The 20555-nt window shown below is 61.3% G+C and carries 18 protein-coding genes, 3 tRNA genes and 1 riboswitch; of the genes, 15 read left to right on the top strand and 6 right to left on the bottom strand.

The window, feature by feature from the left end; genetic code table 11:
* Both WDB86_RS02680 and cobJ read left to right on the top strand, forming a co-directional pair.
* Positions 1 to 717 carry a precorrin-2 C(20)-methyltransferase gene (locus WDB86_RS02680; RefSeq protein WP_339107354.1) on the top strand — a complete coding sequence of 239 codons (717 nt, stop codon included), beginning with the start codon at positions 1 to 3 and terminating at the stop codon, positions 715 to 717.
* Positions 714 to 1460 carry a precorrin-3B C(17)-methyltransferase gene (cobJ, locus tag WDB86_RS02685; protein ID WP_406736520.1) on the top strand — a complete coding sequence of 249 codons (747 nt, stop codon included), beginning with the start codon at positions 714 to 716 and terminating at the stop codon, positions 1458 to 1460. Before WDB86_RS02680 ends, cobJ begins: the two co-directional genes overlap by 4 nt.
* Here cobJ and WDB86_RS02690 read toward each other — a convergent pair.
* Positions 1442 to 2221, bottom strand: a complete 780-nt coding sequence (locus WDB86_RS02690; protein ID WP_406736521.1) for a cobalt-precorrin-6A reductase — start codon at positions 2219 to 2221, stop codon at positions 1442 to 1444. The two genes, cobJ and WDB86_RS02690, sit on opposite strands and share 19 nt — an antisense overlap.
* Here WDB86_RS02690 and cbiE point away from each other — a divergent pair.
* From cbiE to cobF, 7 genes are all read left to right on the top strand, one after another.
* Complete coding sequence (gene cbiE / locus WDB86_RS02695; RefSeq protein ID WP_406736522.1) at positions 2220 to 3410, top strand: precorrin-6y C5,15-methyltransferase (decarboxylating) subunit CbiE; 1191 nt, start codon at positions 2220 to 2222, stop codon at positions 3408 to 3410. The two genes, WDB86_RS02690 and cbiE, sit on opposite strands and share 2 nt — an antisense overlap.
* Positions 3407 to 3796: a cobalamin biosynthesis protein gene (locus WDB86_RS02700; protein ID WP_406736523.1), complete on the top strand. Its 390-nt coding sequence runs from the start codon at positions 3407 to 3409 to the stop codon at positions 3794 to 3796. The genes cbiE and WDB86_RS02700 overlap by 4 nt, the downstream gene beginning before the upstream one ends.
* Complete coding sequence (gene cobM, locus WDB86_RS02705) at positions 3793 to 4578, top strand: precorrin-4 C(11)-methyltransferase (RefSeq protein ID WP_339107349.1); 786 nt, start codon at positions 3793 to 3795, stop codon at positions 4576 to 4578. Before WDB86_RS02700 ends, cobM begins: the two co-directional genes overlap by 4 nt.
* A complete protein-coding gene (locus WDB86_RS02710; protein ID WP_406736524.1) occupies positions 4575 to 5885 on the top strand; it encodes a cobyrinate a,c-diamide synthase in 1311 nt (436 codons plus the stop codon). Before cobM ends, WDB86_RS02710 begins: the two co-directional genes overlap by 4 nt.
* The gene (gene cobA / locus WDB86_RS02715) at positions 5882 to 6616 is read left to right on the top strand and encodes a uroporphyrinogen-III C-methyltransferase (RefSeq protein WP_339107347.1); all 735 of its coding nucleotides are present in this window, start codon (positions 5882 to 5884) and stop codon (positions 6614 to 6616) included. The genes WDB86_RS02710 and cobA overlap by 4 nt, the downstream gene beginning before the upstream one ends.
* A 76-nt stretch (positions 6617 to 6692) precedes the next feature.
* Positions 6693 to 6912, top strand: a riboswitch (cobalamin riboswitch).
* Positions 6913 to 6965: 53 nt separating this feature from the next.
* Positions 6966 to 7631, top strand: a complete 666-nt coding sequence (locus WDB86_RS02720; protein WP_339107346.1) for an energy-coupling factor ABC transporter permease — start codon at positions 6966 to 6968, stop codon at positions 7629 to 7631.
* 118 nt (positions 7632 to 7749) lie between these two features.
* Positions 7750 to 8514, top strand: a complete 765-nt coding sequence (cobF, locus tag WDB86_RS02725) for a precorrin-6A synthase (deacetylating) (protein WP_406736525.1) — start codon at positions 7750 to 7752, stop codon at positions 8512 to 8514.
* Positions 8515 to 9835: 1321 nt separating this feature from the next.
* Here the strand turns inward: cobF and WDB86_RS02730 are convergent.
* The 3 genes from WDB86_RS02730 to WDB86_RS02740 form a co-directional block, all read right to left on the bottom strand.
* Positions 9836 to 9910: transfer RNA gene (locus tag WDB86_RS02730), tRNA-Asn, on the bottom strand.
* Positions 9911 to 9946: 36 nt separating this feature from the next.
* A tRNA-Asn gene (locus WDB86_RS02735) sits at positions 9947 to 10021 on the bottom strand.
* A 70-nt stretch (positions 10022 to 10091) separates the two neighbouring features.
* A complete protein-coding gene (locus WDB86_RS02740; protein WP_406736526.1) occupies positions 10092 to 10988 on the bottom strand; it encodes an MBL fold metallo-hydrolase in 897 nt (298 codons plus the stop codon).
* Between the two features lie 41 nt (positions 10989 to 11029).
* On the opposite strand from WDB86_RS02740, the gene WDB86_RS02745 reads away from it, so the two are divergent.
* Positions 11030 to 12373: an ATP-binding protein gene (locus tag WDB86_RS02745; RefSeq protein WP_406736527.1), complete on the top strand. Its 1344-nt coding sequence runs from the start codon at positions 11030 to 11032 to the stop codon at positions 12371 to 12373.
* A gap of 19 nt (positions 12374 to 12392) precedes the next feature.
* Here the strand turns inward: WDB86_RS02745 and WDB86_RS02750 are convergent, their stop codons facing one another.
* Positions 12393 to 12578 carry a hypothetical protein gene (locus WDB86_RS02750; RefSeq protein WP_339107342.1) on the bottom strand — a complete coding sequence of 62 codons (186 nt, stop codon included), beginning with the start codon at positions 12576 to 12578 and terminating at the stop codon, positions 12393 to 12395.
* A 270-nt stretch (positions 12579 to 12848) separates the two neighbouring features.
* Here WDB86_RS02750 and lon point away from each other — a divergent pair, with 270 nt between their 5' ends.
* The 3 genes from lon to WDB86_RS02765 all read left to right on the top strand — a co-directional run bounded on the left by lon (position 12849) and on the right by WDB86_RS02765 (position 15877).
* Positions 12849 to 15266, top strand: coding sequence for an endopeptidase La (lon, locus tag WDB86_RS02755; protein ID WP_406720791.1), 2418 nt, complete (start codon positions 12849 to 12851; stop codon positions 15264 to 15266).
* 129 nt (positions 15267 to 15395) lie between these two features.
* A complete protein-coding gene (locus WDB86_RS02760) occupies positions 15396 to 15743 on the top strand; it encodes an HU family DNA-binding protein (RefSeq protein ID WP_339107340.1) in 348 nt (115 codons plus the stop codon).
* 59 nt (positions 15744 to 15802) lie between these two features.
* Positions 15803 to 15877 (top strand) — tRNA-Val (locus WDB86_RS02765).
* A gap of 173 nt (positions 15878 to 16050) precedes the next feature.
* On the opposite strand, the gene WDB86_RS02770 is transcribed toward WDB86_RS02765, so the two are convergent.
* Complete coding sequence (locus WDB86_RS02770) at positions 16051 to 16764, bottom strand: peptidoglycan peptidase (protein WP_406736528.1); 714 nt, start codon at positions 16762 to 16764, stop codon at positions 16051 to 16053.
* 338 nt (positions 16765 to 17102) lie between these two features.
* On the opposite strand from WDB86_RS02770, the gene WDB86_RS02775 reads away from it, so the two are divergent.
* Together WDB86_RS02775 and WDB86_RS02780 are read left to right on the top strand one after the other, a co-directional pair.
* Positions 17103 to 19391 (top strand): hypothetical protein, encoded by a 2289-nt coding sequence (locus WDB86_RS02775; RefSeq protein WP_406736529.1) that lies wholly within the window; start codon positions 17103 to 17105, stop codon positions 19389 to 19391.
* A gap of 423 nt (positions 19392 to 19814) precedes the next feature.
* Entirely contained in the window at positions 19815 to 20555 is a 741-nt protein-coding gene (locus tag WDB86_RS02780) for a response regulator transcription factor (protein WP_339107337.1), read from the top strand.

Raw genomic sequence — 20555 nt, forward strand, 5'->3', positions numbered from 1 at the left:
ATGGGCAAGCTTGTCTGTGTGGGGCTTGGCCCCGGCGATCCCGATCTGATGTCGGTTCGGGCGCATCGTCTGGTGGGGGCGGCCCGTCATGTCGCCTATTTCCGCAAGAAGGGGCGGATGGGGCAGGCGCGCCGCATCGTCGAGGGCCTGTTGCCGGACGGGGTCACCGAATATCCGATGGATTATCCGGTGACGGTCGAGATCCCTTTTACCGACCCCGAATATAACCGCCTGCTTTCGGAATTTTACGACGATTGGGCCGAGCGCCTTGCCATGCTGTGTCAGGGGCAGGATGTGATCGTGCTCTGCGAGGGCGACCCCTTCTTCTACGGCTCGTTCATGCATCTCTATACCCGCCTCAAGGACCGTATTCCCGTTGAGGTCGTGCCCGGAATTACGGGGATGTCGGGCTGTTGGACGGCGACCGGCGCGCCGATCACATGGGGCGATGATGTGTTGACCGTTGCGATGGCGACCCTGCCCGAGGCCGATCTGGCGGCACGGATCGCGCAGACCGACGCACTTGTGGTGATGAAGATCGGACGCAATCTGCCGAAGCTGACCCGCGCGTTGCAGAGCGCCGGTAAATTCGGGGATGCGTGGATCGTCACGCATGGCACGATGGACAACCAGACCGTGCGACGGCTTGACGAGGTCACCGGCGAGGTGCCCTATTTCTCGATTGTTGTGGTGCATGGGCAGGGGCGCAGACCATGAGCGGCTGGTTGCAAGTGGCGGGGCTTGGCCCCGGTGACGAGGATCTGGTGACGCCGCAAGTGCAGGCCGCGCTGTCCGAGGCCACCGATATCATCGGCTATATTCCCTATGTCCGCCGCGTGCCCGACCGTGCGGGGCTGACCAAGCATGAAAGCGACAATCGGGTCGAGCTGGACCGCGCCCGCCATGCGCTGGAACTGGCCGCCAAGGGCGCGCGGGTGGTGATTGTCTCCTCCGGCGATCCGGGGGTGTTTGCAATGGCTTCGGCGCTGTTCGAGGCCCTTGAGGCGGGGCCGCAGGGCTGGCAGGATCTCGATATCCGTATCCTGCCGGGCATTACAGCGATGCTGGCGGCCAGTGCGCGGATCGGGGCACCGATGGGGCATGATTTCTGCGCCATCAACCTGTCGGATAACCTCAAACCGTGGCCGATCATCGAGAAGCGGCTGCGGCTTGCGGCACAGGCCGGATTTTCGATGGGCTTCTACAATCCGCGTTCGGCCTCGCGCCCGCACCAGTTCGGTCAGGCTTTGGCGATCCTGCGCGAAGAGTTGCCCGCAACGGTGCCGGTTTCCTTTGCGCGCAATGTCTCGCGCCCTGACGAACGGATTGTGACGGTGTCTCTGGGGCAGGCCCGTGAAGACATGGCCGATATGCGCACCGTCGTGATTCTGGGCACCGCCGAAACACGGCAGGTCGGGCGGTTCACCTATACGCCGCGCTCTTATCCCGAGGCATCCTGAACGCCATGATCTCCCGCGGCCCCTGCACCGGTGCTTTCAAGCCAGCCCAGAACGTCATCGGCGTGATGGAAGATCCGGCGCCCTGCAAGTGTGGGGCGTTCGATCATGATCACCGGAATCTGCAACTGGCGGGCCGCCTCGATTTTGGCTTCCGCCCCGCGTCCTCCGGCGTTTTTGGCCACCACAAGCGTGATGCAATGCTTGGACATCAGAGCCAGATCCTGCGCCGTCTCGAACGGTCCGCGTGCCAGCACGACCTGCGCATCGGGCAGCGGCAGCGGATCTGTGGGCGGATCGACAAGACGCAGCAGGTAATGATGCTGGGGCGCCCCAGCGAAAACCGCAAGGTTCTGCCGTCCGATCGCCAGAAAAATGCGGCCGGGCGTGGCAGGCAGCGCGGCGGCGGCGGCTTCCATATCGGGCACGGATCGCCAGCGGTCGCGCGGCCCCGCCTGCCAGGGCAGCCGCTCGAAGCTGCACAGTTGCACAGATTCTGCCGCACAGGCATGCAGGGCGTGGCGGCTCATCTGCGCGGCAAAAGGATGGGTCGCGTCGATGACATGGGTGATGGTCTCGTGCCGCAGATAGTGGCGCAGCCCTTCGATACCGCCAAATCCGCCCACCCGAAGCGGCAGCGGCTGCGCCACCGGCGCGCGGGTGCGACCGGCATAGGAATACACCGCGCTCTGGCCCGAAACAGCCAGAAGGCGCGCCATTTCAGCGGCTTCGGTGGTGCCACCCAGAAGAAGGATACGGGACATGGGTAAGCCTTGGCTGCACATAATCGGTTTGGGCGAGGATGGACCAGCGGGACTGTCGGATGCAAGCCGCGAAATTCTGGCACGCGCGGCGGTCATTTTCGGCGGGCCGCGCCATCTGGAGTTGGTGGGGGCGGGGGCGCGCGGGCGCGCGTGGCCGATCCCCTTCGATCTGGCCCCCGTTCTAGCGCTGCGCGAGGGACGGCCCGCAGATCTGGAGGTGGTGGTTCTGGCGTCGGGCGATCCGTTCTGGCACGGGGCGGGCGGATCTCTGGTGCGCCATCTGTCGCCGCAGGACTGGATCTGCCATCCGGCGGTCTCGTCGGTGTCATGGGCTGCGGCGCGGCTGGGCTGGCGGCTGGAAGAGGTGACAAGCTTCGGTCTGCATGCCGCCCCGCTGGCCCGCATGCGCGCGGATTTGCAGCAGGGCGCGAAGCTGGTCGTGACGTTGCGCGGCGGTGCACAGGTGCCCGACCTCGGGGCCTATCTGACGGGCTTGGGCTTCGGGGCGTCGGAGCTGACGGTCTTCGAGGCGCTGGGGGGGCCGAGAGAGCGCCGTCACCGGATGCGCGCCGATCAGGTGGCAGGTCATTTCGGCGCACCGGTTCTGGTGGCGATTGCCGTTGCGGGCGGGCGGGGCCTGCCGCGTGGCTTCGGCCTGCCCGATGATCTTTTCACCCATCACGGCCAGATCACCAAACGCCCCGTTCGGGCGCTGACGCTTTCGGCGCTGGCCCCGCGTATGGGCGAAAGGCTCTGGGATCTGGGGGCGGGATGTGGCTCTATCTCGGTGGAATGGGCTTTGGCAGGCGGGCAGGCCAGCGCGCTGGAGCCGCGCCCGGACAGGCTGGCGCAGATTGGACAGAACGCCGCGCAATTCGGTGTCGAGCACCGTATCGATATCCATGAAGGGCAGTGGCCCCAGACCCTGCCATCTGCCGCCCCCGATGCCGTTTTTATCGGCGGCGGGCTGTCGCGCGAAGGGTTCGAAGCGCTTTGGGCGCGGATACCCGCAGGCACACGTCTGGTGGGCAATGCGGTGACGCTGGAAAGCGAGGCGCTGTATCTGGCGCTTCAGGCCGAATGTGGCGGGCATCTGCTGCGGGTCGAACTGGCCGAAGAGGCACCGCTGGGGCGCATGCGTGGCTGGAACAGGGCACGACCGATCCTGCAATGGAGTGCCATCAGATGACGCGGGTGCTGGGAGTGGGGCTGCAATCGCGTGCCGAAAGCGCGGCCCTCGCGGCGCTTCTTGATGCCGCCCGCGAAGCTGCGCCCGATATGCTGGCGATCCTTGCGGATAAGGCCGATCATCCCGCGCTTCAGACCGTGCTTCAGGCCGTGCAAGCCGCTGGTTTGCCGGTCTGCCTGATTGCGCGCAGCCGTTTGAACGGGGTTGCGACCCCCACATATTCGGCCCGCGTGGCCGAGAGGTTCGGCACCGGCTCGGTGGCCGAGGCACTGGCGCTTGTGGCGGCAGGGCCGGAGGCGCGGATCGTGCAGCCAAGGGCTATCTCGCCCTGCGGCACAATGACGACCGCCCTTGCCGACAGCCTGAAGGGAGAGAAGAAGGAATGACCGTTTATTTCATCGGCGCGGGCCCGGGGGCCGCCGACCTGATTACCTTGCGCGGGCGCGATCTGATTGCCGCCTGTCCGGTCTGCCTCTATGCCGGATCGCTGGTGCCCGAGGCGCTGCTGGCGCATTGCCCGAGCGGCGCGCGGATCATCAATACCGCTCCGCTGTCACTGGACGAGATCATCGCCGAACTCCGTAAGGCGCATCAGGCCGGGCAGGATGTGGCGCGGCTTCATTCGGGGGATCTGTCGATCTGGTCGGCGATGGGCGAACAGCTGCGCCGTCTGCGTGCCGAGGCCATCCCCTACGAGATCTGCCCCGGCGTGCCCAGCTTTGCGGCGGCGGCGGCGGCACTTGAAACCGAACTGACCCTGCCCGGTGTCGCGCAATCGCTGGTGCTGACGCGCACCTCGGGCCGCGCCTCGCCCATGCCGGAAAACGAGACGCTGGAAACCTTTGCACGCAGCGGCGCGACCTTGGCGATCCATCTGTCGGTGCATGTGCTTGACGAGGTCGTCGCGCGGCTGACCCCGTTTTACGGGGCGGATTGTCCGGTGGCCGTGGTCTGGCGCGCAAGCTGGCCCGACCAGCAGATCCTGCGCTCGCATCTGGGCGAGGTGATTGCCGCCAGTGACGGGCTGCGCGGGCGCACGGCACTTATTCTGGTGGGGCGGAGCCTTGCGCAGGAAGGCTTTGCCGAGAGCTGCCTTTACGCGGGCGATTACGACCGCCGCTACCGCCCCGTGGGCACCGCGCCGCGCTTTCCGGAGGGGCAGGAATGATCCCCGACGGGCTGATCGTCTCGGCCACCGGATCGGGCACTGGCAAAACCACGCTGACATTGGGCTTGCTCCGCGCCTTCCGGCGGGCGGGCGTGGTGGTCCGCCCGTTCAAGGCGGGGCCGGATTACATCGATCCGGGCTTTCATCATGCGGCCTCGGGCATGGCCTCGGCCAATCTTGACAGCTGGGCGATGCCGACGGGGCTGATGGGGCAGATCATCGCCACTGCGCAGGGGGCCGATCTGGTGATCGCGGAAGGCGCGATGGGGTTGTTTGACGGGGTCGCCGCGATCGGGGCTACGGCGCGCGGGACGGCGGCGGATCTGTCGGCGCTGACAGGCTGGCCCGTGGTGCTGGTGATCGATGCATCCGGCCAGGCACAATCGGTCGGCGCGGTGGCCTTGGGCTTTGCACGGCTGCGCGCCGATGTGCGGGTGGCGGGCGTGGTGGTCAACCGCGTGGCCAGCCCGCGTCACGAGGCGATGGTGCGCGAGGGTCTGGCCGCAGCGGCTGTGCCCTGTCTGGGCTGCCTGCCGCGGGTCAGGGGGCTTGAAATGCCCTCGCGCCATCTGGGGCTGGTTCAGGCCAGCGAGCGCCCCGAGCTTGAGACACAGATTGACGCGATGGCTGATCTGGTGACCGCCCATCTGGATCTGGCGCAGATCCGTGAACTGGCCGCACCGACGCAATGTCCCGCAGGGGCCGGACGCCCCGTTCCCCCGCCCGGACAACGCATCGCGCTTGCGCAGGATCAGGCATTTTCCTTTCTCTATCCGCATCTTGTAACAGGATGGCGCGCCGCAGGGGCCGAGATCATGCCCTTCTCGCCGCTGGCGGATGAGGCCCCCGACCCAAGCGCCGATTGCGTCTGGCTGCCCGGTGGTTATCCCGAATTGCATGCAGGGCGTCTGGCTGCGAACGGGCGTTTTCTGGCGGGTCTGACGGCCTTGGCCGGAACCCGCCCCGTGCATGGCGAATGCGGCGGCTATATGGTGTTGGGGCAAGGGCTTGTCGATAAGGACGGGCACCGCCACCAGATGGCAGGATTGCTGGGGCTCGAGACATCCTATGCGGCGCGCAAGATGCATCTGGGCTACCGGCTGGCCACCTTGGCCGCGCCCATCCCCGGTCTGGCGGCAGGCCAAAAGCTGCGCGGGCACGAGTTCCATTTCTCGACCATCCTCGCGCAACCCGATCTGCCTTTGGCCGAGGTGGTGGATGCGGCGGGTGCATCGGTGGTGGAAACCGGCTCGCGCAGGGGCTATGTCAGCGGGACATTCTTTCACCTGATTTCGGAGGTCGCATGAGCGGTTTCGTCAGTTTCGTCTCGTCGGGTCCGGGGGATCCGGAGCTTTTGACCCTGCGCGCCGCCGACCGTATCCGGCAGGCCGACGCCATCCTGTTCGATGATCTCTCTGCCGGACCGATCCTTGATCTTGCACGCCCCGATTGTGACCTGATCGGCGTTGGCAAGCGGGCAGGGCGCCCCTCGCCGAAACAGGACCATGTCAGCCGCCTTCTGGTCGACCATGCCCGCAGCGGCGGCAAGGTGGTGCGGCTGAAATCCGGCGATTGCGGTATTTTCGGGCGGCTGGAAGAAGAACTGGCCGCCTGCCGTGCGGCGGGGATCGCCTTCGAGATCGTTCCCGGGGTGACGGCGGCCTCTTCGGCGGCAGCGGCGGCGCAAATCCCGCTGACACGGCGGTTGACGGCGCGGCGGCTGCAATTTGTCACCGGCCATGATGTCACGGGGGCGCTGCCCGACGAGATGAATATGGCCGCGCTGGCCGATCCACAGGCCGTTACGGCGGTCTATATGGCACGCCGGACCTTTGTTGCGCTGTCCGAGCGGCTGGCCGAGGCGGGGCTGGATCTGGACACTCCGGCGCTGATGGCCGAATCGATTTCCCATCCAGACGAGGTGATCTGGCGCGGCACGATGCGCGCGCTGGCGGCCAAGATAACGGCGGAACTATCCGCCGGAGCCGTGTCGCAAAAACCGGCATTGATCTTTTACGGGGCGCTTGCCCCCGCCTGAGACGCGAATCCGAGACAGCTATAGAGAAAAAATTTTCGCTCGGGGCTTAGGTCTTATTGACCTGAGCCCTTTGCTTATTCAAAACCGGAGAGACGGTTTCCGGCAGCCAAGAGGTGTTGCCGGATGAAAAGGGAATCCGGTGCGGTGTAGCCATCAGGCGCCAAATCCGGAACTGCCCCCGCAACTGTAAGCGGCGAGTCCGCGCCTGACAGCCACTCCGGTCCGAAATCGGGGGAAGGCGGCGCGATGGCGATGAACCGCAAGTCAGGAGACCTGCCGTGCGTCGGGGCGCAAGCCCTGTCTGTTCCATCAATCACGCCGTCGGGGTCGACGGCAGGGAGATACCGCTATGCATATCGAACCGGGCGTCGTTACGGGCGCCAAACTGTTTCTGAGCTATGCCACCGCCGCAGGCGCGGCCACCTATGTCACCCGCGAGGCGATCAAAACCCTCCATCTTGGCGACCTGCCGGTCACGCTTGCACGCGCCGTTGCGGCCACCGCTGCCGTTTTCGTGTTTTTCGAAGTCTTTCCGCATCACGCGGTCGGCGTGTCCGAAGTCCACCTGATTCTGGGCTCGACGCTGTTCCTGACTTTGGGCCTTGTGCCGGCGGCCATCGGTCTGGCAATGGGGCTGCTGCTGCAGGGGCTGTTCTTTGCCCCCTTCGATCTGCCGCAATATTTCATGAACGTCACCACGCTGCTGGTCCCGCTTTTTGCGCTTTCGGCACTGGCCAAACGTCTCATCGCGCCTCACACGGCCTATGCCGATATCACCTATCGTCAGGCGCTGGCACTTTCGACCGCCTATCAGGGGGGCGTTGTCGCCTGGGTCGCGTTCTGGGTCCTTTATGGCGAGGGCGTCTCGGCGGCGTCTTTGGCAAATGTGGCGACCTTCGGCATTGCCTATATGTCGGTGATCCTGCTGGAGCCGCTGATCGATCTGGCCGTTCTGGCCGGTGCCAAGGCGATCGGGCGCAACCGTTTCGTGCTTTCGCGGGTCTATACCGCCTGAGGCCGCGCGACGGTTTCGCGGAAGAAACGGGGCGAAGAACTGGTGAGCCCCGTTCCAACCTGTTAAAGACAAGGCGCGTTCCGCAAGGGGCGCGCTTTTCATCTTTCGGGGGAGTAGGATGTTCCATCTGTCGCTGATCGGGATCGGGGCCGGTAATCCTGACCATCTGACCTTGCAGGCCATTGACGCGATCAGGGCCTGCGATGTGATCCTGATCCCGCTCAAGGGCCCCGGGAAAGACGATCTGGCCGAAGCGCGCCGCGCGATCTGTGCCAGGGTCACCGGCACGCAGGGGCCACAGTTGCGCGAATTCCGGTTGCCGGTGCGCGACCCCGCCCAACCCGATTACCGTCGCAGGGTCGATGACTGGCATGACGACATTGCCCGCATCTGGGAGCGCGAATTGCACGCGGCCTTGCCAAAAGGCGGGCGCGCGGGGTTTCTGGTCTGGGGCGATCCGTCGCTTTACGACAGCACCCTGCGCATTGCCGAAAGGGTGGCGCGCGCTACCCCGCTCGAGCTGAGCGTTGTGCCCGGGATCACCGCGATACAGGCGATGACTGCGGGCCACGCGATCCCGCTGAACGAAATCGGCGCGGCCGTGGCCATCACCACCGGACGCAAGCTGCGCCAGGAGGGCTGGCCCGAAGGCATCGGGACAGTTGTCGTAATGCTGGATCAGGGCGGAGCCTTCGAGGCTCTCGACCCGGAAGGTCTCGAGATCTGGTGGTCCGCCTATGCCGGTATGAAAGAAGAAATCCGCCTGAGCGGCCCGCTCTCGCGCATGGCACCGCAGATCATGAAGACCCGCGCCGAGGCCCGCAGAACCCACGGCTGGATCATGGATATCTATCTGATGCGCAAAACACGGCACAGCGCCTGAGGCAGAAAGGCGGGAAACTATCGCCCCCGGGCGATAGGCGCATGGTCCCTGCCTGGCATGGGCCACGCTCGAACCGCGCTCGACACCGCATATCTGAAGGACGCATATCGGAAGGATCAGGAAAAGGTCGATACCGCGGACCGACTGGCCCAACGGTACGAACCCTGAGAACCTGCACTCGTAAAACACGCCACTGTACTTGGCCGCGTCATCGAAAGGGCATCCACTTCTGGAACGAGCGGAGCCGATCCCGAAGCCAAGCAACCGGATTTTCGAACAGTATCCGGATTAAAAGGAAACTCGTTACGCTTTCAGCCTACTTTCGTAAGCTAGGCCGTTTTATAAATTGATCTGCCTAACGCACAATCCGCATTTGCGCGCAGGCGATATGCGGAGATATCATAAGACAATTACACGTAGTTGTGCTAAGGGGATAAATATACCCAATATACTGATCAAAACATATTGGATTTCTTTTTCCAACCATAACAGGGCCGATCCCCCGCCTTCTGCTAGTGCAGGTCCCGCCGTCCTTTGCGCTCTGACCGCCGAGGGCGAACATCCGCTTTGAGCCCGTTCGGCTTCCGAGCTCCTCGGCGGCGGTTTGTGCGCTTCCCCGAATTGCCCCAATCCCCCTTAAGAAGCCCCCCGTGAAATTCACCCTCGCAAAGACCGTACGCTACTGGTGGCCTGTCGGTGCAAGGTGATGTCTGTCGGTGACAGTTTCACGGGCGGGTGTACGACGGATGGCAGCGGGGTGTCCGCTCCCGTCGAAAGCACATCGTCTCCTATGTCATGTCGAAGTGCCTGACGGGCGTTATCGCAACTGCTGATGCGATTGTCGGCAGTAACGGGTATGATGACGGTGCTGCTTACGAAACCTACTGACCTGACGTGAGTGTGCAGGGTAGGCATTCGGCAGCTTCGCCTTGGTGCCTATGTGGACCCGTTCCACCACGACTGATCCTGTCGTTATGATATTCTGCGAAGTCTATGACACTGTTGACACTGTCGAAGTCATCACGGCCTGTGACGCTGCGGGCGTGATCAGTGTCGCAGGCCAAGAGTTCATGTCGACGGTCGGCGTATTGCAGCGGATTACCATCAGCCTCTCGCGGACCTCGGATCCTCTTTTCTTCGCACGAGTTTCGGGCGCCATCCAGATTGTGAGAGTCCAGTTTTACGATAGTGAGACACCACGCATTGCTATTGCCAATAGCGGACGAAAGGGACGCATGCGTGGGCACAGAGGTCGAATTAATGAAAAAGAGAGTGAAGAAAATTTTCTAACACTCTGTTTTATAATTCATTCTTGAAAGAATGGCTCCGGCGGTAGGGATCGAACCTACGACCAATTGATTAACAGTCAACTGCTCTACCGCTGAGCTACGCCGGAACACGGTATTTCATCTTGACCCAGATGACGGGATGTTGGCTCCGGCGGTAGGGATCGAACCTACGACCAATTGATTAACAGTCAACTGCTCTACCGCTGAGCTACGCCGGAACATGTGGCGCTGTATAGCGACGGGTTTTCGGGCATGCAAGAGGCTAAATGACGTTTTTTTGGCAGAAATTCATCTTCGTTGAAAAATCGCCTGATCGGTGATGGGACCTGCCACCGAAAGCTCATCTTTTTCCATCATGTCAATGAGATGGGCCAGACAATTCCGGGTTGCGGCTTGCAGGATGCGGGGGGGCAGATCGCCATAGATCTGCCGCGCGAGCGTTGTGGCGCAGACGGGGTCTGCGTGTGTGGCCTCGGTAATCTGGGCATGGCGGGCAAGGCGATGGGCGCGCAACTGGCCGATCCGTTTGCGCGGGGCAAGGATTGGCGCGCCATGTCCGGCCAGAAGCTGGTGCGGGGCAAGTGACTCGAGCCGGTCGAGCGCGGCGAAATAGGAGGCCAGATCGCCATCGGGGGGAGAGATCACCGTCGAGGTCCAGCCCATGACGACATCACCGCTAAACACCGTCGTGCCGAATTCGAAACTCAGATGGTTGCTGAAATGACCCGGTGTGTGATGGGCGGTGATTCTTGCCCCGCCCACAGTGATCTGCGCCCCATCTGCCAGATTGTGGTCGGGTAGGAAGTCATGATCGATACCTTCGCCCCCTCCAAGCTGGCCTTCCTCGGCCAATCGCTGCATCAAAGCGCTTCGACCCGCTTGGGGCGCCCCGAATCCATAGGTGGCCGCGCCCGTTTTCGCGGCAAGCGCCCTGGCACCGGCGCTATGATCAAGATGGGCATGGGTCACCAGAATATGGGTGATCCGCTCATCCGGACCCAGCGCCGCCAGAATCGCCGCAAGATGGGCCTCATCCAGCGGCCCCGGATCGATCACCGCCACATCGCCTTGCCCCAGCAGATAGCTGTTGGTGCCGTTCTGTGTCATCGGCGAGGGATTGGGGGCCAGCACGTGGCGGATGCCATAGGCTCCCGTGGTGCCATTATTTTCGTCGGAACACGGCATCTTGGCTTTCCCTTTCTGCGGCTGCTCGCTACGGTTTTGGCATGAAATTCCAGTGGCTGAAACAAATGATGCCGCGCGGGCTCTATGGTCGCGGCGCGCTGATCCTCCTGCTGCCGATCGTTACGATCCAGCTTGTGGTATCTATTGTCTTTATCCAGCGCCATTTCGAGCGTGTGACCGAGCAGATGACCGGCTCGATGCTGCTGGAAATCGACCTGCTGATTGATGCCGTGGATGAGGCCCCCGATCTGTCCGCCGCGCGGGCCGAGGTGGAGCGCCTCGGGACACCTTTGCAGATGACCACCGATCTGCCCGCGATTCTCGACGAGACACGCGGCGACCATCGCAAGTTCTATGACCTGACCGGATTGGTGGTCATGGACGTTCTGCACCAGCTTGTCCGTCCGGTGCGGGCCATCGATCTGACGGACGGGGATCGGGTGGTGCTGTGGGTTTCAACCGACAAAGGTCTGATGAAGATAGACTTTTCCCGTCAAAGGGCCTCTGCGTCGAACCCGCATCAGCTTCTTGTGCTGATGCTGGTGGTCGGGCTGCTGATGACGGTCGTGGCGTTCTTGTTCCTGCGCAACCAGCTCAAGCCGATCCGGCATCTGGCGTTGATGGCCGAAGCCTTCGGGCGTGGTCAGTCTGTGCCCTACAAGATTTCGGGGGCGACGGAGGTGCGCTCGGCGGGGGCGGCCTTTCTGGATATGCGCAACCGGATCGAGCGGCATATCGAACAGCGCACGATGATGCTGTCGGCCATTAGCCATGACCTGCGCACCCCCCTGACGCGGTTGCGTCTTGGCCTGTCGATGCTGCCGCGCGACCCCGAAGATGCCAAGGATATCGAGGATATGGAGATGGATGTGGCCGAGATGGGCCGTCTGATCGACGCTTTCCTCGAATTCTCGCGTAATCAGGCACAGGCCGCCGCGCCGGATGACACCGATATCGGCCAGCTTGTCCGCGAGGCGGTGCACTATGCCCAACGCAGCGGGCGCCCCGTGATTCTGGGTGATTGTCCGGAGGCGGGAGAGGTCATTGCGAAACTGCGCGGCGACGATATCCGGCGCGCGCTCGACAATCTGATCGGCAATGCGCTGCGCTATGGCGGGCAGGCCGAGGTTGGTGTGAGTTTGGGAGAAAAGACCATCAAGATCGCGGTCGAGGATCCGGGGCCGGGCATCGCGCCCGAGCGCCGCGAAGAGGCCCTGCGCCCGTTCACGCGCCTTGATCCGGCGCGCAATCAGGATTTGGGGCAGGGCGTGGGCCTCGGGCTGTCAATCGCATCCGATATCGTGCGCGCCCACGGTGGCAATCTCAATTTGCGCGAAAGCCCGTCGCTTGGCGGTTTGATGGCCGAGATCGTGCTGCCCCGTTAAGGGGCGGCACCTGCTGCGCTCAATGGGCCGACCAGATCGCCAGCGCCACCAGCAGATAGCTTGCCAGACCCAACCCCGCACTGGGAAGGACCCACCATCCCGAAGGCAGGGTGACCGTTGCGGCATGCGCCATGCATCCCTTGATCGAAGAGACGCGGAGGAATTGCCGAAGAGCGGCTTGCGCTGGACGTTGCTGGGTATTCATGGCGCTTATCCTTTAGGTTATTCTCACCTATCCACGAATTAAGATTACCGAATGCAATTCGCATACGCAACAATATTTCACGAAAATTCTGAAAAATATATTCGCACTCTTGCGATCCATATATCGCTTTCCGCCCGTGCTTGACGTAACATTTGCGTAACGCAGAGGTGGTTGAACAGGCACGAGACGCCGCCTATCTATTGCTGGACTAGGGAAGAGACGGGGTTGCCGAAACGGGGCCGGTTCTCTTTCGCCATATAAGGAATGACCATGACCGAAATCTCCTCGCAAACCCATCCGGTTCTGCCGCTGCGCGATATCGTTGTGTTCCCGCACATGATCGTGCCGCTGTTCGTGGGCCGCGAAAAATCGGTACGTGCGCTGGAAGAGGTGATGGCCGAGGATCGTCAGATTCTTCTGGCCAGCCAGATAGATCCCAGCGTGGATGAGCCCGATACCGATGGTATCTTCCGGACCGGCGTTCTTGCCAATGTGCTGCAACTGCTGAAATTGCCCGATGGCACCGTTAAAGTGCTGGTTGAGGGCAAGACGCGCGTGCGCATCACCGAATTTGTCGATAATGAGGATTTCTTCGAGGTCCGCGCCGAGCTTCTGGAAGAGGTGCGCGGCGACGAGGAAACCATCTCGGCGCTGCTGGGGTCGGTCGCCGAAGAATTCGAGCGTTACGCCAAGATCAAGAAGAATATCCCCGAAGAGGCGCTGACCGCCGTCTCCGACACGCGCGAGCCGGCAGAGCTGGCCGATCTTGTCTCGGGTCATCTGGGGCTGGAAGTCGGGCGCAAGCAGGAACTGCTGGAAACGCTGGACATCTCCGAGCGTCTGGAAAAGGTATATGGCCTGATGCAGGGCGAGGTCTCGGTTCTGCAGGTCGAGAAAAAGATCAAGACCCGCGTCAAGAACCAGATGGAGAAGACGCAGCGCGAATACTATCTGAATGAGCAGATGAAGGCCATTCAGAAGGAATTGGGCGATGGCGAGGACGGTCAGAACGAGATCGCCGAGCTGGAAGAGAAGATCGCCAATACCAAACTGTCGAAAGAGGCGCGCGAGAAGGCCGATGCCGAGGTCAAGAAGCTCAAGAATATGAGCCCGATGTCGGCAGAGGCGACCGTCGTGCGCAACTATCTCGACTGGATGCTGTCGATTCCGTGGGGCACCAAATCGCGCGTGAAGAAAGATCTGGGCCGCGCCGAAGAGATCCTTGATACCGATCACTACGGTCTGGAAAAGGTCAAAGAGCGGATCGTCGAATATCTCGCCGTGCAGGCGCGTTCGGCCAAGCTGAAAGGCCCGATCATGTGCCTTGTCGGCCCTCCGGGCGTGGGGAAAACCTCGCTGGGCCGGTCGGTCGCCAAAGCCACGGGGCGCGAGTTCATCCGCATCTCGCTGGGGGGCGTGCGCGACGAATCCGAGATTCGTGGCCACCGCCGGACCTATATCGGCTCGATGCCGGGCAAGATCATTCAGGCGCTGAAGAAAGCCAAGACCACGAACCCGCTGATCCTCTTGGACGAGATCGACAAGATGGGGCAGGACTTCCGTGGCGATCCGGCGTCGGCTATGCTGGAAGTGCTTGATCCGGAACAGAATTCGACCTTTGTCGACCATTACCTCGAGGTCGAATATGACCTGTCGGATGTGATGTTCCTGACCACGGCCAATAGCTATAATATGCCGGGTCCGCTTCTGGACCGGATGGAGATCATTTCGCTCTCGGGCTACACTGAGGACGAGAAGCTCGAAATCTCCAAGCGTCACCTCGTGCCGAAACAGGTGAAGGCGCATGGTCTGAAGAAGTCCGAATTCGAGATCGAGGATGAGGCGATCACCGATATCGTGCGCTATTACACGCGCGAGGCCGGTGTGCGGAACCTTGAACGCGAAGTGGCCAAAGTGGCGCGGAAAGCCGTGACCGAGATCATCAAGTCCAAGGGCGAGATCAAGCATATCGACGTGGATAGCGCGAAGCTTGGCGACTATCTGGGCGTGAAGAAATTCCGCTATGGTCTGGCCGAGAAGGAAGATCAGGTGGGCGTGGTGACCGGCCTTGCGTGGACGCAAGTGGGCGGTGATCTTCTGCATATCGAAGCGCTTCGACTGCCCGGTAAGGGCCGGATGAAGACCACCGGTAAGCTGGGCGATGTGATGAAGGAATCGATTGATGCGGCTTCCAGCTATGTCCGCTCGATCGCGCCGGAAATCGGGATCAAGCCGCCGCGTTTCGAAAAGTGGGACATCCACGTGCACGTGCCGGATGGGGCAACCCCGAAGGACGGGCCTTCGGCTGGCCTTGCCATGGTGACCTCGATTGTGTCGGTTCTGACGCAGATTCCGATCCGCAAGGATATCGCGATGACGGGCGAGGTCTCCTTGCGCGGGAATGCGATGCCGATTGGTGGCTTGAAAGAAAAGCTGCTGGCCGCTCTGCGCGGGGGCATCAAGACGGTGTTCATCCCCGAGGAGAACGAGAAGGATCTGGCCGATATTCCGGAGAATGTGAAGGAAGGCCTGAAGATCATTCCCGTGACCCATGTACGCGAGGTCTTGGAACAGGCGCTGGTGCGCAAACCCGAGCCGGTCGAATGGGATGAAGAGGCCGAAGAGGCCGCCGCAGCGGCCAAAGCGGCGGCAGCGGCCCAATCGGGGCAGGGCGCTGTGACCCATTAAGGGGCATGGTCTTTATTTGGAACGGGCGTGGGGAAACCTGCGCCCGTTCTCTTTTGTGGGGCCCTTCCGATTCGACCATAGAGCCGCTAATCTGAGGGCGCACCATCTCGCAAGAAAGGTTGTTAGAGCATGTCGTCTGATACTCCCGAGCCGGGCGCTGGCCTTGAAGCCATGCCGGTCGATACCGAGGCCGCTACCCCACCGCAGGCCCAGATTGCCTTGCGCAAGAAAGATCTGATCGAACGGGTCGTGGCGCGGAGCGGGTTGAAAAAACCGCAGGTGAAAGCGGCGATGGATGCGCTGCTGGAAGAGCTGGGGGAGGCTCTGTCGCAGGACGTGCCGCTGATCTTGCCGCCGCTTGGGAAACTGCGCGTCGCGCGGCGCGACACTAAGGGGCAGGGCGAGGTTATGGTCTTGAAATTGCGACGCAGTTCTGCCGCGCAGGGGCCGGAAACGGCTGATGAGGAAGAAGTTTAAAAAACTTCATATAGCCTCTTGCACCTGCGCGCGCGGGAGGCTAAACACCGCCTCATGGAGGGCGATTAGCTCAGTGGTAGAGCGCATCGTTCACATCGATGATGTCGGGGGTTCAAATCCCTCATCGCCCACCATCTTCCTCTATATGGAAACATGCTTTCTGGGCATCTTTCTTTATGACCGGTCTCAGGGCAAGGACGCGATAAGAGTGGCGATTCTTGCCGCTTGGAGCGTGAAAAGCAGCCCCCGTTTCACGCAGACCCGCGTAGCGGTCAATATGCTGGGTCAGGGGGCGTGACATGCTCCCTTAATTGGGGAAGATGCGGGTGACGGCGGCAGAATTGCGTATGCCGTCCGTTGTGATCACAGCCCCATCCGCAATCGCGTCCCAACAGGCAGCTTTGGTGGTGATGCCGCTTTCAGGCTGGCAGGCCGGATTTGCGCGCCAGTCCTGCAGCAGCAGGGCTTTGACCGCATCGCTTCGGGCCGCGATTTTCCGCAACGGCACAAGCGGACCAAGGTCAACGCCCGCCGCAAGCGCCGCGCGATAGGGCAGTTCGGCATTATAATATCGCCCATTGCCCAACTGCATCCACGGGTCAAAAGGCGCTTCATAGGCCTTACGCAGCGCGAATTTCGCAATCGGCCCCTGTTCCATCTGCTTGCCCGTGCGGTTGGGATCGAGCGCCTCGATCCGGTAGACGGCATAATCCCCCTCGTCCAACCCATCGAGAAACTGCTCGACCATAACTTCGGTCACGCCCTCCACCTCATCGGCATAGACTACGCGCGGGCTGCCGCTGGAGGCCCGCATAATGCCGACCGAAGCCCATTCCGCACCCTGTGCCTGCCGCAACGTGTCGTCGAAGGCATTGAGCCCATTGCGGAAAACAAGATCCCCCGGATGCCAGTCCCAAGCGGTTTCGGCCATAATCGCCGCCCAGTCCGTTTCTTGCGCAGCGAGCGCAGAGGCGAAAGTCATCGGTAATAGAATGGCAAAAAGCGGAAAAAACCGGTTCATAAATTCTGCTCCAAATGCATTTGGGCAGATCATCGTCCTTGTCCGGTAAAGGATCAACCCTGTCCTCAGGACGATAGGTGATCCGCCTCCATCCATGCACGCGCGGCAGAGCCGCCCGAAGGCTGCACCCCCGAAGAGACCTGTCACATAGCCGTTGTTTTCGCCAGACAGGCAGAAAACCGCGTAAAATCCGTCCATCATTACGCAAAGTCATGACAGTTTTGAATCATTTGTGATCCATCTTTCCTAGCGCGATTATGGCATCATTAACCCATAATCCGATAAGGTGCCCGCGAGCGAAGACTTTCTAAACCTCCTCTCTTAAAAGGACGCAAGGAATGGTCTTATACATAAAATCCGGTACCTCATCGGAAGACATTCAGAAAATCGTCTCGGGCGCAGAACCTGGGACGGTGATCGAACTTGAGGCGGGGGAATATACCTTCACCTCGACCGTCAAGATCGAGACGGATAATGTCGTTTTGCGTGGCGCGTCGGATGGTCAGACGGTGATCACCCTTGATGCTTCCATGAAGGGCGACCCCGCATTTCAGGTTGGCGACGATCTGTTCAAAGAAGATCTCGGGTCCGATATCGGTGTGACCTCGGGGGTGAAAGGAAGCCAGAGCCTGACACTTGCCTCGACCGACGGGGTTCAGGTCGGGGATGTGCTCTGGATCGAGACCCCGAACACCGCGGCGCTTTTCGCAGAAATCGGCGATACGCAGTGGCAGAAGGACAAGCCGCTGCAGACGCAGATGGTGGTGGTCACCTCGGTTGACGGCAAGACCGTCGGGTTCGATTCCCCCCTGCAATTCGATTTCGGCAAGGCCGCCACCGCGCAGGTTGTGGACACCGTCGATAATGTCACGATCTCGAACCTGACACTGAAGGGCGATTACGGCACCTCCGATCCGACCGATTTCACCAATACGATTTCGGCGGAAGATGACGGGATGATGATCCTCGTCAACACCTCGCGCGGGTTCACTCTCGAGGATGTGTCGATGATCGAACCGGGGTCGAACGGGCTGGTCGTGGCAAAATCGATCGATGCCGATATCGACGGGCTGTCAGTCTCGGGCGCGCATAACAAAGGCGATTCCGGCAATGGCTACGGGCTGTGGATCCGCGATGTCTATGACAGCTCGTTTACCGACCTGACGATTGTCGATACGCGCCACGCGGTCCTGTTTGCGTCCTACACCTCGGCCTCGGGCAATGAGGTACAGGTCAGCTATACCAATCGCGATATCAACTTTCATGGCGGGCTGGATCAGGACAATACCATCAGCGTTGACAATTCCATCCGTGACACGCTGGCCGAACAGAAGGCGCTCGGTTTGACGCTTTTTGTCAACGAAGAGGGGGCAAGCTATGGCCCGCCGACCGAGCGCGAAGCCAATACCGTGCTTTTCACCACGGTCGAGGGCAGCGTGCGCGCCGAAGAGATCACCCTGTCGGACAAGGGCGGGCATGTGCAGATGTATGGCAGCGCCGATACCGTCACCGGCGGGGCTGGAAATGACTATATCGACATGGGGACGGGGACCGATGTGATCGTGCTTTCGGCGGGCGAGGATACGCTTCAGGGCGGATCGGGCACGGACACGCTTGTGGTCAATGGCGGCTTGGCCGATCTCAAACTGGTGCAGGAGACGGAGGGGCTGTGGCTGTACCATGCGGGCGGGCGCTCGCTGCTGGAAAAGGTCGAGGTGCTGCAAACCACCGATGGCACCTATTCGCTGTCCGATGATCTGGACTATCTGCTGAAGGCAGGGGGGTATAGCGCGACGCAGATCCCAAGCGATGCGGATGTCAGCGCCAAAGATCCCGCGCCGCAGCAGGCGGTTGTGCAGGACACGGTGCAGGCGGACGCGGTCATCGCTGACGATACCGCCCCGACGGCGCTGGTCACCGCGCCAGAAGAGATCCCAGCAGCCCCCGTCACCGCCGAAACCAGCACCGAGACAGGCACCGAGACCGGCACCAAGACCGATGTCACGCAAGCCGATGCCGATGTTCTGGGCACGGCCTCAAAGGATTCGATCTCTCTGAGCGGAGGCGACAGTATCTGTTTCTCGCTTGCGGGCAATGACACGGTCAAGGCCTCGGATGCGGGGGCCTATATCGATCTCGGGGCCGGTGCCGACAAGGGAAACGGTGCCTCGGGCGATGACACCATTCTGGGCGGCGATGGCAATGATGTGCTGCGCGGCAACAAGGGTGTGGATGTCCTTTGGGGCGGTGAGGGCAATGATACGCTGTACGGAAATAATGATGACGACCTCCTCTATGGCGGGGCCGGAAATGACAAGCTGAACGCCGGAAGCGGTTCGGCCACCTTGGAAGGCGGCACGGGGGCGGACAAGTTCATCCTGACCGATGGCGACAACCTGATCCTCGATTTTTCCTTCGAGGAAGGCGATAGCGCCTATCTCAACGGTCACAAAGCCGACGAGATTTTCAAGGCGGCGCTGCTTTGGTCCAAAGACGGGGTGGCCTCCGACATCTTCTCCTTCTCTGTCGAAGACGATGGCAGCCTGACCGTTGCCACACCGGATGCCTCGATCGAATTCAGGGGGATTACGATGGATGTCGTCTCGGAGTGGTATGACCACGGGTGAGGCGCCACGCAAAGGGGCGGACACGCCCCTTTTTCCCCACCGGCCCGTGAGCATCCGGTGACTGTCTGGTGGACAGCACTCGGCGAATAATCGCTTGGGTTGAAATACCCCCGTACAGCACTACCTTGGCCACCGCAAAGCTCGCATTCTGTTAAAAAATAATCACGCACAGATATTCTTATTGAAAATCATCGTGCTAATATTGACGCAACGTAAGAATTGATCGGGGTTTCAGTGAAATCTCCGCGTCGCATCGGCAAGAAAGTTGCATTCAGGGATCGACTCTCCATAATTTGAATTAGCTAGATAAAGGCAGAATACGATTACGGCGAAAAATTGCCGAATGCTTCGTCCATTTACCGCCGAGCGCGGTAAATCCCCTTTAGCTTCAAATCCACAGATCGTGGTAGCCAAGGACCACATATGTTCAGAGACGATATCGTTCAGGTCGTTCTCGCCATCGACAGTAACCCGCTTCTTGCAAGAGGAATTTCCATGCTGCTTTCGGAGGAAAGCTGGCTGGAGGCGCGGTCTTTGTCTTTGCCGGGAGATTGGTCAAAACCGGAAGGGCTGAAGCGCGAGCATCTGCCCTGTCTGCCCAATGTTGTCATTCTTGATCCGTCCCAGTTTGAAATGGATGTCTCCACCATCGTGGGGCGGCTCAACGCGATCATCGGCAAGCCGCCGCTCTATATTGCCTATTGCGAGGCCCCCGATGACGATCTGATCGAGAATTTCTTCGATGTCGGATTTCGCGGCATCATCTCGAAACATCTCAATCTGGAAGCCGTGAAAGTGGCGGTGGCTTCGGTCTGCCACGGCTTCATCCATCTGGAAGAGACCTTCGCCCGCGAGGTGCTGGCAAAGGGGCGAGAGGTCGGGCCGCCCGTATCGGGCCGCGGCGGCAGATCCGACCCTCCGCAGCCGATCTTACTTGAGAAAGACGGGGGCGATCTGGCCGAAAGGATGAAAGACCGGCTGACGGACCGCGAAGCTTTCGTCGTGCAATCCATCGCCTTGGGCAAGAGCATGAAGGAGATTGCCCGAGAGCTCGACCTGTCCTCGAAAACCATTGAAACCTACAAGGCACGCGCGGCCAACAAACTGCAGCTGAAATCCCGAAGCCAGATCGTCGACTATGCGATGCGCAACGGTCTCGTTTAA

The organism is Thioclava sp. GXIMD4215 (assembly GCF_045291555.1).
GTDB classification, from domain to species: domain Bacteria; phylum Pseudomonadota; class Alphaproteobacteria; order Rhodobacterales; family Rhodobacteraceae; genus Thioclava; species Thioclava litoralis.

Coding starts and splice junctions, on each gene's coding strand:
- WDB86_RS02680 (WP_339107354.1), top strand. CDS start 1: ATGGGCAAGCTTGTCTGTGTGGGGCTTGGCCCCGGCGATCCCGATCTG.
- cobJ (WP_406736520.1), top strand. CDS start 714: ATGAGCGGCTGGTTGCAAGTGGCGGGGCTTGGCCCCGGTGACGAGGAT.
- cbiE (WP_406736522.1), top strand. CDS start 2,220: ATGGGTAAGCCTTGGCTGCACATAATCGGTTTGGGCGAGGATGGACCA.
- WDB86_RS02690 (WP_406736521.1), bottom strand. CDS start 2,221: ATGTCCCGTATCCTTCTTCTGGGTGGCACCACCGAAGCCGCTGAAATG.
- WDB86_RS02700 (WP_406736523.1), top strand. CDS start 3,407: ATGACGCGGGTGCTGGGAGTGGGGCTGCAATCGCGTGCCGAAAGCGCG.
- cobM (WP_339107349.1), top strand. CDS start 3,793: ATGACCGTTTATTTCATCGGCGCGGGCCCGGGGGCCGCCGACCTGATT.
- WDB86_RS02710 (WP_406736524.1), top strand. CDS start 4,575: ATGATCCCCGACGGGCTGATCGTCTCGGCCACCGGATCGGGCACTGGC.
- cobA (WP_339107347.1), top strand. CDS start 5,882: ATGAGCGGTTTCGTCAGTTTCGTCTCGTCGGGTCCGGGGGATCCGGAG.
- WDB86_RS02720 (WP_339107346.1), top strand. CDS start 6,966: ATGCATATCGAACCGGGCGTCGTTACGGGCGCCAAACTGTTTCTGAGC.
- cobF (WP_406736525.1), top strand. CDS start 7,750: ATGTTCCATCTGTCGCTGATCGGGATCGGGGCCGGTAATCCTGACCAT.
- WDB86_RS02740 (WP_406736526.1), bottom strand. CDS start 10,988: ATGCCGTGTTCCGACGAAAATAATGGCACCACGGGAGCCTATGGCATC.
- WDB86_RS02745 (WP_406736527.1), top strand. CDS start 11,030: ATGAAATTCCAGTGGCTGAAACAAATGATGCCGCGCGGGCTCTATGGT.
- WDB86_RS02750 (WP_339107342.1), bottom strand. CDS start 12,578: ATGAATACCCAGCAACGTCCAGCGCAAGCCGCTCTTCGGCAATTCCTC.
- lon (WP_406720791.1), top strand. CDS start 12,849: ATGACCGAAATCTCCTCGCAAACCCATCCGGTTCTGCCGCTGCGCGAT.
- WDB86_RS02760 (WP_339107340.1), top strand. CDS start 15,396: ATGTCGTCTGATACTCCCGAGCCGGGCGCTGGCCTTGAAGCCATGCCG.
- WDB86_RS02770 (WP_406736528.1), bottom strand. CDS start 16,764: ATGAACCGGTTTTTTCCGCTTTTTGCCATTCTATTACCGATGACTTTC.
- WDB86_RS02775 (WP_406736529.1), top strand. CDS start 17,103: ATGGTCTTATACATAAAATCCGGTACCTCATCGGAAGACATTCAGAAA.
- WDB86_RS02780 (WP_339107337.1), top strand. CDS start 19,815: ATGTTCAGAGACGATATCGTTCAGGTCGTTCTCGCCATCGACAGTAAC.